The organism is Bacteroides sp. DH3716P (assembly GCF_025914115.1).
GTDB classification, from domain to species: domain Bacteria; phylum Bacteroidota; class Bacteroidia; order Bacteroidales; family Bacteroidaceae; genus Bacteroides; species Bacteroides ovatus.
Map to the genome: position 1 here is coordinate 1,078,333 of NZ_CP083673.1, position 13,853 is coordinate 1,092,185.

Here is a 13,853-nt window from a genome sequence, read left to right on the forward strand (position 1 = left end):
TTATATCATGAATAAAACTTTAAAGTATATCGTTCTGCTGGCAATCGCTTGTTTTGTAGGCAAAGCTAGTGCCCAAGAACTGAAAAGCGAAGTATTTTCGCTTCTTAACTTGGACTATCCGGGATTGGAGAAAGTGAAAGCTTTGCATCAGGAAGGTAAAGATGAGGATGCTGCCAAAGCATTATTAGACTATTACCGTGCACGTACCAATGTAAAAACTCCGGATATCAATCTGAACAAAGTGACTATCAGCAAAGAAGAACAGCAGTGGGCAGATGACGGATTGAAACATACATTCTTCGTACATAAAGGTTATCAGCCTTCTTACAACTACGGAGAAGACATCAACTGGCAATACTGGCCGGTGAAAGACAATGAACTCCGTTGGCAGTTGCACCGCCACAAATGGTTCACTCCGATGGGAAAGGCTTATCGCATATCCGGTGACGAGAAATATGCTAAAGAATGGGCACATCAGTATATCGACTGGATTAAAAAGAATCCGTTGGTAAAGATGGACAAAAAAGAATATGAGCTGTTAAGTGATGGAAAAATCAAAGGTGAAATAGAAAACGTACGTTTCGCATGGCGCCCGCTGGAAGTTAGTAATCGCCTGCAGGACCAGACTTCACAGTTCCAGTTATTCCTTCCTTCTCCTTCTTTCACTCCGGACTTCCTGACAGAATTCCTGGTGAACTATCACAAACATGCTATACACATCCTTGCCAACTACTCTGATCAAGGTAACCACTTGCTGTTTGAAGCTCAACGTATGATCTACGCCGGTGCTTTCTTCCCTGAATTTAAAGATGCTCCGGCATGGAGAAAAAGCGGTATCGATATTCTGAACCGTGAAATTCATGTACAGGTATACGAAGACGGCGGACAATTCGAACTCGACCCACATTATCATCTGGCATCTATCAACATTTTCTGCAAAGCATTAGGTATCGCAGATGCGAACGGATTCCGTAAAGAATTCCCACAGGATTATCTGGATACTATCGAAAGCATGATTATGTTCTACGCAAACATTTCTTTCCCTGATTATACCAACCCATGTTTCAGCGATGCTAAGTTGACAACAAAGAAAGAAATGGTGAAAAACTACAAAGCATGGAGTAAACTATTCCCGAAAAACCAGGCTATCAAATACTTCGCAACTGAAGGTAAAGAAGGTGCATTGCCGGATTATATGTCTAAAGGATTCTTGAAATCAGGTTTCTTTGTATTCCGTAACTCATGGGGAATGGATGCTACGCAAATGGTAGTAAAAGCAGGTCCGAAAGCATTCTGGCATTGTCAGCCGGATAATGGTACATTCGAACTTTGGTTCAACGGCAAGAATTTGTTCCCGGATTCAGGTTCGTATGTATATGCAGGTGAAGGCGAAGTGATGGAACAACGCAACTGGCACCGCCAGACTTGTGTTCACAACACGGTAACGCTGAACAACAAAAACTTGGAAACTACAGAATCCGTTACTAGATTGTGGCAACCGGAAGGTACTATCCAAACTTTAGTGACCGAAAATCCTAGTTACAAAAACTTGAAACACCGTCGTTCCGTTTTCTTCGTTGACAGCACTTACTTTGTCATTGTAGACGAAATGATCGGTAGCGCCAAAGGTTCCATCAATCTTCATTATCAAATGCCAAAAGGAGAAATAGCCAACAGCCGCGAAGACATGACATTCCTGACACAATTTGAAGACGGCAGCAACATGAAACTGCAATGTTTCGGTCCCGACGGTATGTCGATGAAGAAAGAACTGGGTTGGTGCTCAACTGCTTATCGCAAACGTTACAAACGTATGAATGTATCTTTCAACGTAAAGAAAGACGGCGAAGAAGCTGTACGTTACATCACCGTTATCTATCCAGTTAAGAAAAGCGCAGATGCCCCTAAATTTGCAGCTAAGTTCAAGAACAAAGCGTTCGATGAAAACGGACTGGAAGTAGAAGTGAAAGTAAACGGAAAGAAACAGTCATTAAAATACAAACTATAATAAAGCTGACTAAAAAGTCGGTCGCATCTCAATTTCTCCTCCTTCCGGAAGGAAGGGAATTGGAGATGCAACCGACTTTTTAGTCACTCTCCTTCATCATTATGGAAAACTATTACATCCCCTCTGCCCTACTCCTCCCACTAGCTGCACTAAGTCTCGCTTCCTGCGGCAATCAAAAGAAAGAAGAGACCAGACAACCGAACATCATCTTCATGATGACGGATGACCATACCACTCAAGCAATGTCCTGCTACGGAGGAAATTTGATTCAGACTCCTAACATGGACCGGATTGCCAACGAAGGTATCCGTTTTAACAACTGCTACGCTGTCAACGCTCTTTCAGGACCTTCACGCGCCTGCATCCTCACCGGTAAGTTCAGCCACGAGAATGGTTTTACCGATAACGCCAGTACGTTCAACGGAGATCAGCAGACATTCCCCAAACTGCTTCAACAAGCCGGATATCAGACTGCAATAATTGGTAAATGGCATCTTATCAGTGAACCGCAAGGATTCGATCATTGGAGTATCCTTAGCGGCCAACACGAACAAGGCGACTATTACGACCCTGATTTTTGGGAAAACGGGAAGCATATTGTAGAAAAAGGATACGCCACGGATATTATTACTGATAAAGCCATTGAATTCCTCGAAGGTCGCGACAAGAACAAGCCTTTCTGCATGATGTATCATCAGAAAGCTCCGCACCGCAACTGGATGCCTGCTCCCCGTCATCTGGGTATATTCAACAATACCACTTTCCCGGAACCGGCTAATCTGTTCGACGACTATGAAGGCCGCGGAAGAGCAGCCCGTGAACAGGATATGTCTATCGAACATACACTGACAAACGACTGGGACCTCAAATTGTTGACTCGTGAAGAAATGCTGAAAGATACCACCAACCGTCTTTACAGCGTATACAAACGTATGCCTATTGAAGTTCAGGATAAATGGGATTCTGTATATGCCGGACGCATTGCCGAATACCGCAAAGGTGACCTGAAAGGCAAATCATTAATCAGCTGGAAATATCAGCAATATATGCGTGATTATCTGGCGACAGTTCTGGCAGTAGACGAAAATATCGGCCGACTGCTGAATTATCTCGAAAAAATTGGTGAGCTGGACAACACAATCATTGTCTACACCTCCGACCAAGGTTTCTTCCTTGGCGAACATGGCTGGTTTGACAAACGCTTCATGTATGAAGAATGTCAACGCATGCCGCTTATTATCCGTTATCCGAAAGCAATTAAAGCAGGAAGTACCAGTAATGCTATCAGCATGAATGTGGACTTTGCTCCTACTTTCCTCGACTTTGCCGGAATAGAGATTCCATCGGATATCCAAGGAGCCTCCCTGAAACCGGTATTGGTGAACGAAGGCAAAACTCCTGCCGATTGGCGCAAAGCTGCTTATTATCATTACTACGAATACCCTGCTGAACATTCTGTGAAACGTCATTATGGTATTCGCACACAAGACTTCAAATTGATTCATTTCTACAACGACATCGACGAATGGGAAATGTATGACATGAAAGCTGACCCAAGAGAAATGAACAATGTCTTCGGCAAACCGGAATATGCTGAAAAACAAAAAGAGCTGATGCAACTGCTTCAGGAAACTCAAAAACAGTATAAAGATACAGACCCGGATGAAAAGGAAAAGGTTCTTTTCAAAGGTGACAGAAGACTGATGAAAAATCGCTAAATGATTATTTTGCGGAGTGCCCTGAAAGGGCTTAATTATATAGCGTAGGGCAACGCCCTACGTAAAAACGACAATCTGAATTTGCGCCCTGAAAGGGCATAATTGTATACAGTTCCGCCCTTTCAGGGCTTGTGGCTGGTGTGCTTTTTTCGTAGGGCGTTGCCCTACGCTATATAATTAAGCCCTTTCAGGGCACCCCCAATAAATATATAATTGTAAGAACCGATAAATTCTTATTTAACCGATAAATTCTCATTTAACCGATAAATTCCCATTTATATAAATAAAGATTAACCAAAAACAATTATATCATGGATAGAAGAAAGTTTTTAAAAAACACAGGCTGGTCTTTCCTCGGACTGGCAGCTTCGGGCAGCTTGCTCGGTTCTTGCGCAGCAGGAAGCAAAGAGGCTAAGAAAATTATGCCATCAGCCAGCAACCTCAAAATGTATTGGGGCGACTTACACAACCACTGTAACATCACATACGGACACGGCGACATGCGCGATGCTTTTGAAGCAGCGAAAGGACAATTGGATTTTGTTAGTGTTACTCCTCATGCTATGTGGCCGGATATTCCCGGAGCAGATGATCCCCGCCTGAAATGGGTGATCGATTACCACACGGGAGCTTTCAAGCGTTTGCGTGAAGGCGGTTATGAAAAGTATGTAAAAATGACAAATGAGTATAACAAGGAAGGTGAATTCCTGACTTTTGTAGGATACGAAGCTCATAGCATGGAACATGGAGACCATGTTGCGTTGAACTATGATTTGGACGCACCACTTGTAGAATGTACTTCAATCGAGGACTGGAAAGAAAAAGCAAAAGGACATAAGGTATTCGTTACCCCGCACCACATGGGTTATCAGGGTGGTTATCGCGGTTACAACTGGAAATGCTTTACCGAAGGAGATATTACTCCATTCGTAGAAATGTATTCCCGTCACGGTCTGGCAGAAAGCGATCAGGGAGACTACCCCTATTTGCATGATATGGGACCACGCCAATGGGAAGGAACCATTCAATATGGTCTTGAATTGGGCAATAAGTTTGGTATCATGGCTTCCACCGACCAGCATTCCGGTTATCCGGGAAGCTATGGTGACGGACGCATCGGTGTTTTGGCTCCGTCACTGACTCGCGATGCCATTTGGGAAGCTCTACGTACCCGTCATGTATGTGCCGCAACCGGTGATAAGATTATTATCGACTTCCGCCTCAACGATGCTTTCATGGGTGATGTAGTTCGCGGTAACAGCCGTCGTATCTATCTGAATGTCACAGGTGAAAGCTGTATCGACTACGTAGATATTGTAAAGAACGGGCAGATTTTAGCTCGTATGAACGGTCCGTTGACTCCCGTTGCTCCGGAAGGTGATACGGTACGTTGCAAAGTTAAAGTTGATTTTGGTTGGAATCGTGAAGAGAAATACGTACATTGGCAGGGCAAACTGTCGGTAGACAAAGGACAGATTCATAGTGTAACTCCTTGTTTCCGTGGCGCAGCATTCACTTCTCCGCAAGAAGGTGAAACTGAATTCCACACACATGTCAACCGTATTGTATCCGTTGGCGACAAGGAAACCGAACTGGATATGTACAGCAGCAAGAATCCGAATACGACTACAGCAGCCATGCAAGCTGTAATCCTTGATGTGGAAATGCCAAAAGACGGTAAGGTCATTGCCGAATTCAATGGCAAGAAGTTTGAACATACGTTGGGCGAGTTGCTTGAAGGTTCACGTTCACACTTCATGATCGGTTGGTTGAGCGAGGCTATTCTCTTCAATCGTGCCATGCCGGAAAGCTGTTTCACTCTGGAACATTACATGGAAGATAAAGAGCCGCAGCGGGATACGGATTACTACTATGTACGCGTTCGCCAACGTGACGGACAATGGGCTTGGAGTTCACCGATTTGGGCGGAAAGAGTGTAGTTTTTAAGTATTAAGTATCAAGTATTAAGTATTAACGTGGTATGGAGAAAGAATACGCTATAGGAATTGACCTTGGCGGAACTTCAGTAAAATACGCCCTTATTGATAATGAAGGCGTATTTTACTTTCAAGGGAAGTTACCGTCGAAAGCCGATGTATCAGCAGAAGCTGTCATCGGACAGTTGGTTACTGCTATCAATGAAGTGAAAGCCTTTGCACAGGAAAAAGACTACAAAATTGATGGTATAGGAATCGGAACACCGGGCATTGTGGATTGTACGAACCGTATTGTTTTAGGAGGTGCGGAAAATATCAACGGCTGGGAAAACATTCACTTGGCAGACCGTATTGAAACGCAAACCGGACTTCCTGCTTTATTGGGAAATGATGCCAATCTGATGGGACTGGGAGAAACAATGTACGGAGCCGGTCAGGGAGCCACTCATGTTGTTTTCTTGACGGTAGGAACGGGTATTGGCGGTGCAGTAGTCATCGACGGCAAATTGTTCAACGGTTATGCCAACCGGGGAACGGAGCTGGGACACGTGCCTCTCATTGCCAATGGCGAACCGTGTGCTTGCGGTTCTGTCGGCTGTCTGGAACACTATGCTTCCACTTCTGCTTTGGTACGCCGCTTCAGTCAACGAATAATAGACGCAGGCATCTCCTACCCAGATGAAGAGATTAACGGTGAATTGATTGTCCGCCTTTATAAACAAGGAGATCCGATTGCAAAAATATCATTGGAAGAACACTGTGACTTTTTGGGACACGGAATTGCAGGCTTTATCAATATCTTCAGTCCGCAAAAGATTGTGATTGGTGGAGGACTCTCCGAAGCAGGAGACTTTTACATTCAGAAAGTAAGCGAAAAAGCACGTAGTTATGCCATCCCCGACTGTGCTGTGAATACTCAAATCATAGCTGCCGCTCTTGGAAACAAGGCCGGAAGTATTGGAGCTGCGTCACTTGTATTTACTCAATTATCTGCTCCAAACCTGATTAAATTATGAGAAAGAATTTAGGAATGTTGGCGCTGATTATGGCGTTTTGGTTCACCATCTCTTTTATTACTAATATTCTGGGACCACTCATTCCGGACATTATCCACAACTTCAATCTAAGTGACCTGGCAATGGCGGGATTTATCCCGACCTCTTTTTTCCTGGCCTATGCTATCATGTCTATCCCTGCCGGATTGCTCATCGACCGTTTCGGTGAAAAGCCGGTATTATTCGGTGGATTTCTGATGCCGTTCATCGGCACCATCTTATTTGCCTGCATGCACACGTATCCGATGTTATTGGCTTCTTCTTTCATCATCGGACTGGGAATGGCCATGTTACAAACGGTATTGAATCCGCTCCAACGTACCGTAGGAGGAGAAGAAAACTATGCATTTATCGCCGAACTGGCACAGTTCATGTTTGGCATTGCTTCTTTCCTAAGTCCTCTGGTATATACTTATCTGATTCGTGAACTTGATCCGGCAACATATACAGCAGGTAAAGGTTTCTTTATCGACCTGTTGGCCGATGTCACTCCACGGGAAATGCCGTGGGTATCTCTTTACTGGGTATTCACCATCCTATTATTAGTAATGCTGATTGCCGTCGGTGTCTCCCGCTTTCCCAAGATCGAACTGAAAGAAGATGAAAAAAGCGGGTCAAAAGATTCATACCTCGCTTTGTTTAAACAGAAATATGTATGGTTGTTTTTCTTGGGAATCTTCTGTTATGTAAGTACGGAACAGGGAACTTCTATTTTTATGAGTACATTCCTCGAACAATATCATGGAGTAAATCCGCAAACTGAAGGTGCACAAGCTGTAAGCTACTTCTGGGGGCTGATGACAGCCGGTTGTCTGGTAGGTATGATTCTACTCAAGCTGATTGACAGCAAACGGTTGTTACAAATCTCCGGAATATTGACCATCATCCTACTATTATCTGCTTTGTTCGGAAGCAAAGAAGTATCTATCATTGCCTTTCCCGCTGTCGGATTCAGCATCTCAATGATGTATTCCATCGTATTCTCATTGGCACTGAACTCCGCCTCACAACATCACGGCTCCTTTGCGGGTATTCTATGTTCTGCAATAGTAGGTGGTGCGGGTGGTCCGATGATTGTGAGTACACTGGCAGATGCTACATCGCTCCGCACAGGAATGTTATTTATCTTGGTTTTCGTAGGCTACATAACCTTTATCGGTTTTTGGGCACGTCCACTAATTAATAACAAGACCATCCGTCTGAAAGAATTGTTCAAACAGCGATAAACGCTGAATGATACATGATGAATAATAAATATTAAAATAAGATGATGAAACAACGAACGTCTATATTTTCTCTTTTGCTCGGTATTCTGCTATCCACCAATGGGTATGCGCAAAAAGGAATCATGCGTCTGACTCAACAGACATTGATGCACGAGGTCCGCGAAACGCCTTCGCCCCTGAACGGACAGCATATTACTGTCAATCCCCCACGTTTTATGTGGCCGGATAAGTTCCCGCACCTCGGTGCTGTATTGGACGGAGTTGAAGAAGAGGACTACAAACCCGAAGTAACCTACCGCATCCGTATTGCACGCGACCCCGAATTTAAATCGGAAGTGATTACCGCCGAAAGAAAATGGGCATTTTTCAACCCATTCAAACTCTTTGAAAAAGGGAAATGGTATTGGCAACATGCCTACGTTAACAAAGAAGGAAAAGAAGAATGGTCACCTGTTTATCATTTTTATATAGACGAACACATACGTACATTCAACCCTCCTTCTCTACAGGAAGTATTAACCAAATTGCCCAAGACTCATCCCCGCATCTTGCTTGATGCCGAAGATTGGGATAATATCATCGAACGGAATAAAAACAATCCGGAGGCACAGGCTTATATCCGAAAAGCCGATAAATGCCTGAACCACCCGCTGAAACATCTGGAAGAAGAAATTGATACAACCCAGGTTGTCAAGTTGACAAATATTGTTCAATATCGTTCTGCCCTGATTCGGGAAAGTCGTAAGATTGTAGACCGTGAAGAAGCAAATATCGAAGCCATGGTACGCGCTTACCTGCTAACGAAAGATGAGGTATACTACAAAGAAGGCATTAAGCGTCTTTCCGAAATTCTTTCCTGGAAAAAAAGTAAGTACTTTGCTGGAGATTTCAATCGTTCTACTATTCTGTCCATGAGCACTTCAGCGTATGATGCATGGTACAATCTGTTGACTCCGAATGAGAGAAAACTACTCCTAAGAACGATTCGTGACAATGGAAAGAAGTTCTATCATGAATATGTCAATCACTTGGAAAACCGCATTGCTGATAATCATGTCTGGCAAATGACTTTCCGTATCTTGAATATGGCGGCATTTGCTACGTATGGCGAACTCCCGATGGCTTCCACCTGGGTGGATTATTGCTACAATGAATGGGTATCCCGTCTGCCGGGCCTCAACGCGGATGGAGGATGGCACAATGGTGATTCTTATTTCCAGGTCAATCTTCGCACATTGATTGAAGTTCCCGCTTTCTACTCCCGTATCAGCGGATTCGATTTCTTCGCCGATCCGTGGTATAACAACAATGCATTTTACGTCATCTACCAGCAGCCTCCATTCTCAAAATCTGCAGGACAAGGCAATTCACATGAAAGCAAAATGAAGCCGAACGGTACACGAGTAGGTTATGCGGATGCCTTGGCACGTGAATGTAATAATCCGTGGGCGGCTGCTTATGTACGTACCATTCTGCAAAAGGAACCGGATATCATGGAAAAAACTTTCCTCGGAAAATCTGGAGACTTGACCTGGTATCGTTGTACAACCAAGAAAGTTCTCCCCAAAGAAGGACATACTCTTGCCGAACTACCCATGGCGAAAGTATTCAATGAAACGGGAATCGGTACGATGAATACCTCTTTGGGAGATATAGATAAGAATGCCATGTTATCGTTCCGCTCCAGTTCTTATGGTTCCACTTCCCATGCACTGGCCAATCAGAATGCTTTTAATACATTCTATGGAGGTAAAGCCATTTTTTACAGCAGCGGACATCGTACAGGTTTTACGGACGATCATTGTATGTATTCTTACCGTAACACCCGTGCACACAACAGCATTTTGGTAAATGGAATGACTCAAAAGATTGGAACGGAAGGATATGGCTGGATTCCGCGTTGGTATGAAGGAGAAAAAATCGCTTATATGGTAGGAGATGCTTCCAATGCTTATGGTAAAGTGACTTCTCCCCTATGGCTGAAACGTGGAGAACTATCCGGTACGCAATATACGCCTGAAAAAGGATGGGATGAGAACAAACTGAATATGTTCCGCCGTCATATCATCCAACTGGGAAGTACCGGAGTTTTCGTGATTTATGATGAACTGGAAGGAAAGGAGGCTGTTACATGGAGTTACCTTTTACATACTGTAGAATTACCGATGGAAATACAGGAACTGACCGATGAGGTGAAAGTAACCGGAAGGAATAAAGCTGGCGGTATCTCTGTTGCCCATCTTTTCAGTTCGGCAAAAACGGAACAGGCAATGGTAGATACTTTCTTCTGTGCTCCGACCAACTGGAAAAATGTGACGAATGCACAAGGAAAAGCAGTGAAATATCCTAATCACTGGCATTTCTCTTCTACAACTGTTCCTTGCAAAACCGCCCGTTTCCTGACTGTGATGGATACACATGGAGACAACCGTCCGGATATGCAGGTAGTTCGCAAAGGCAATATCATTCAAGTAGGTGACTGGACTATCACTTGCAACCTTACGGAAAAAGGAAAAGCCGCTATTCACGTTAGTAATAAAGTGGAGAAAGTTTCCTTAAACTACGATGCCGGTAAAAAGGAAGGTGCAACGACGGTAACAGATCAGGTAAAAGGGAAACAGGTTAATAAAGTCCTGACAGACTATTTACCGGATTTTGAGATTTAATCTCTCCCCCCAAAAAACTGTCCCGTTATTCAATTTATAGAAAATTGAATAACGGGATATTTTTTATAGAGAATAAAAGATAAAGAACAGAGTATAAAGTACATGATCCTATGAATTGTAACCAAGAAGAGTTCTCTCTACAAACATATACTCCTTTAAAAACGTTATATTTGCAGAGTAAAATAAATTAAGAAAGAACAATGAAATATATCGGAGCACATGTTAGCGCCTCTGGTGGCGTAGAGTTCGCACCCATTAATGCGCACGAAATAGGAGCAAATGCTTTTGCGTTATTCACCAAGAATCAACGTCAATGGGTAAGTAAACCTCTAACAGAAGAAAGTATCAGTCTCTTCAAAGAGAATTGTGAGAAATATGTTTTCCAACCGGAATATATCCTTCCACATGACAGTTACCTTATCAATCTGGGGCATCCGGAGGAAGAGGGACTTCAAAAAAGTCGTGCCGCTTTTCTGGATGAAATGCAACGTTGTGAGCAACTTGGATTGAAGCTTTTAAATTTCCACCCCGGTAGCTCTCTCAATAAAATATCAACAGAAGATTGCCTGTCGCTTATTGCAGAAAGCATTAATCTCGCTTTAGAAAAAACAAAAGGAGTAACAGCTGTTATTGAAAACACAGCCGGGCAAGGCAGTAATTTAGGAAGCGAATTCTGGCAATTGAAATATATCATTGATCGGGTAAACGATAAGAACCGGGTAGGTGTTTGTCTCGATACCTGCCATACCTATACCGCTGGTTACGATATTGTCAATGAATATGATAAAGTATTTGATGAATTTGATAAAGAAGTCGGATTCAACTACCTCCGTGGTATGCACTTGAATGATTCTAAAAAAGCATTAGGCACCCATGTTGACCGCCACGACAGCATTGGTAAAGGATTGATTGGCAAAGCTTTTTTTGAAAGATTAATGCAAGATTCCAGATTTGATAATATACCGTTGATACTCGAAACTCCGGATGAAAGTAAATGGAAAGAAGAAATTACATGGCTAAGAAGTATGGAATAATGAGACAAAAGAATAAAAAATACAAGTTATAGAATACATTTTCGAAAAATTATTCAACTTTTCGATGATTGTGTTGAATAATATATATATCTTTGTGCCCGTAAGCCTTTGACCTCCAAAGAACTTACGGGTTTATTTTAAAACACAAAACAGACTTAAATTATCGCATAAACAAAAAACAACGCATATGAAGAAGTTTTGGTTAGCATGTACAATGATTATTGCAATGGGTGTAAGCAGTTGTGTAGACAGTGACAAAGACTTATACCAGGAAGATCCAGGAACTGGTACTAATCCCTCTAGTTTCTCTACCGTACAAAAAGTACAAGTAGAAATTGACTATTCCGATTCTGAATCAAGAGTCCCTTTCTCCATTTATGATGGAAATCCATTAATTGAAGGTGAAAACACTATTGCCTTAAAAGAAAATGTTCAGGCATTAGACGGTGCATGGACAGACGAACAAGGTAAATTTACCGCAACGGTTGATTTGCCAGCTTATGTATCTGATGTATATATCGTTTCTACATCACCTTTCGCCAGACGAGCAATACCTGGGAAAATTGTTAATGGTGTTTTGAAAGTATCAGACACAGATGAGCAACCTACGACTAGAGCATCCTACAGAGAATCCACAAAATTTGATGAGAATAGATTTGATAATCTAGGATGGAAGACGAATCTAGGTAAATACGATGAGTACAGTGGAGTCATTTATTACGCTTATAAAGGTAAGGACCCTAAACTCACATTGAGTAAATCTGAAATGAATGAATTACGTACTACTGTAAATAAAGTATTGAATACTTTTAAAGATTGTCCTGAAGATTATCGTACTCAAGCAGATTTATATGTAGAGAAAGATGAAACAGCCGTAGTATTAACAGCATTGAAAGGTTGGACATGTTGGAACAGCTCATTAGGCTACTACTATTACCGAGCTGATCAGCTTCCTACTAGCCTGAAAGACGTAAAGGTATATGCTATATTCCCCAATACCCAAATGACGTGGAATAACGGGAGCCTCAAAGCTTCTCCTCAAGGTATAGAAGAAGGTACAGCTGTACAACTAAAATATTTTGATGATCCTGAACACCCGGAGGGGACGAACTTTCCCAAAGGATATAGCATCGGTTTTGTTCTCGCATGCAACGCATGGAACACTTATTTTACAGGTTTCAATAGCCATACTCTAACCTATGGATTTTATGCTTGCTCCACAAAAGGATTCAGCACAAAAGTTAATAGCGGTATAGATGTACGTACAGCTATGTTTAGAGATAAAAACAACAACATTGCTATTGCTTTTGAAGATTTCATGGACGACCAAAACTTTACAGATGTTGTGTTCTCATTAAAAGCTAATCCTGAAATAACCAATGTTCCTCCTGTAGATGAAGACTTGAATACAACCATCGAAAAAACCGGTGTATACGCATTTGAAGATGAATGGCCTAAAGCTGGTGATTATGACATGAATGACGTATTGGTTCAGTATACTTATCAAAAAGTTTTCAATATATACAATGAAATCTTAAGCGAGTCATTTACGTTTAAAACTTTATATAATAAGTATACAGTATTCACTAACGGATTAGGTTTCACCCTTTCAAATGCAGGAAATGCACAGTCAACCGAATACTTAATTAAGAAAGAAGGTGAAAAAGGGTTCACTGTAGCTTCGGGAACTGATAAATTTACCCGTGAAAGTAATGCAATCATATTGACTGATAATGTCAAAACAAACCCGAATGCCGAATATAAGGTAACGTTCAAATACGGAGATAAAAATTCAAATAAAAAACAGGAAACATCAATCGACGCATTCATTTATCGTCCCAGCAAAGAAGGTAATCGCTTGGAAATTCATTGCCCAATGCAAAAACCGACTTCCAAAGTCGACACTTCTTTCTTTGGACAAAACGATGACCGTTCCAAGCCCAATGAAGGTATTTATTATGTATCTAATCAAGAGAATATTTATCCTTTTGCATTCTATTTGGCAAATGCCAACGCTGATGATATTGCAGAATTAAAGAATTTCAATAAAAATGAGAAAAAGCCTATCAATGAAATCTATCCTAAATTTATAGATTGGGCTAAATATGGTACAAACTCCGATTGGTATAAGAAAAAATAAATACTTAATATACTAATACAAGAATAGCTGAAAGAGAGATTCTTTCAGCTATTCTTGTATATATCAAAG

Annotated in this window: 8 protein-coding genes; all 8 read left to right on the plus strand. The window is 42.0% G+C overall.

Translation table 11 applies throughout. The annotated features are described in order from the left end of the window. Window positions 1-7: 7 nt before the first annotated feature. Window positions 8-2,008, plus strand: a complete 2,001-nt coding sequence (hepC, locus tag KQP79_RS03775; protein WP_061447620.1) for a heparin-sulfate lyase HepC — start codon at window positions 8-10, stop codon at window positions 2,006-2,008. 101 nt (window positions 2,009-2,109) lie between these two features. Continuing rightward, the gene (locus KQP79_RS03780; protein ID WP_061447621.1) at window positions 2,110-3,726 is read left to right on the plus strand and encodes a sulfatase; all 1,617 of its coding nucleotides are present in this window, start codon (window positions 2,110-2,112) and stop codon (window positions 3,724-3,726) included. A 311-nt stretch (window positions 3,727-4,037) separates the two neighbouring features. Next, window positions 4,038-5,666, plus strand: a complete 1,629-nt coding sequence (locus tag KQP79_RS03785; RefSeq protein WP_004312967.1) for a Tat pathway signal sequence — start codon at window positions 4,038-4,040, stop codon at window positions 5,664-5,666. Between the two features lie 41 nt (window positions 5,667-5,707). Continuing rightward, window positions 5,708-6,679, plus strand: coding sequence for an ROK family protein (locus KQP79_RS03790; RefSeq protein WP_061447622.1), 972 nt, complete (start codon window positions 5,708-5,710; stop codon window positions 6,677-6,679). Next, the gene (locus tag KQP79_RS03795; protein WP_061447623.1) at window positions 6,676-7,944 is read left to right on the plus strand and encodes a sugar MFS transporter; all 1,269 of its coding nucleotides are present in this window, start codon (window positions 6,676-6,678) and stop codon (window positions 7,942-7,944) included. Before KQP79_RS03790 ends, KQP79_RS03795 begins: the two co-directional genes overlap by 4 nt. A gap of 41 nt (window positions 7,945-7,985) precedes the next feature. Beyond that, entirely contained in the window at window positions 7,986-10,610 is a 2,625-nt protein-coding gene (locus tag KQP79_RS03800) for a DUF4962 domain-containing protein (RefSeq protein ID WP_004312482.1), read from the plus strand. A 200-nt stretch (window positions 10,611-10,810) separates the two neighbouring features. Further along, entirely contained in the window at window positions 10,811-11,644 is an 834-nt protein-coding gene (gene nfo, locus KQP79_RS03805) for a deoxyribonuclease IV (RefSeq protein ID WP_004312483.1), read from the plus strand. Window positions 11,645-11,831: 187 nt separating this feature from the next. Further along, window positions 11,832-13,784, plus strand: a complete 1,953-nt coding sequence (locus KQP79_RS03810; RefSeq protein ID WP_004312484.1) for an LruC domain-containing protein — start codon at window positions 11,832-11,834, stop codon at window positions 13,782-13,784. The last annotated feature ends 69 nt before the right edge of the window (window positions 13,785-13,853 follow it).

What these genes read in the sequence shown, in the direction of transcription:
- hepC (WP_061447620.1), top strand. Translation starts at nt 8, where the DNA reads ATGAATAAAACTTTAAAGTATATCGTTCTGCTGGCAATCGCTTGTTTT.
- KQP79_RS03780 (WP_061447621.1), top strand. Translation starts at nt 2,110, where the DNA reads ATGGAAAACTATTACATCCCCTCTGCCCTACTCCTCCCACTAGCTGCA.
- KQP79_RS03785 (WP_004312967.1), top strand. Translation starts at nt 4,038, where the DNA reads ATGGATAGAAGAAAGTTTTTAAAAAACACAGGCTGGTCTTTCCTCGGA.
- KQP79_RS03790 (WP_061447622.1), top strand. Translation starts at nt 5,708, where the DNA reads ATGGAGAAAGAATACGCTATAGGAATTGACCTTGGCGGAACTTCAGTA.
- KQP79_RS03795 (WP_061447623.1), top strand. Translation starts at nt 6,676, where the DNA reads ATGAGAAAGAATTTAGGAATGTTGGCGCTGATTATGGCGTTTTGGTTC.
- KQP79_RS03800 (WP_004312482.1), top strand. Translation starts at nt 7,986, where the DNA reads ATGATGAAACAACGAACGTCTATATTTTCTCTTTTGCTCGGTATTCTG.
- nfo (WP_004312483.1), top strand. Translation starts at nt 10,811, where the DNA reads ATGAAATATATCGGAGCACATGTTAGCGCCTCTGGTGGCGTAGAGTTC.
- KQP79_RS03810 (WP_004312484.1), top strand. Translation starts at nt 11,832, where the DNA reads ATGAAGAAGTTTTGGTTAGCATGTACAATGATTATTGCAATGGGTGTA.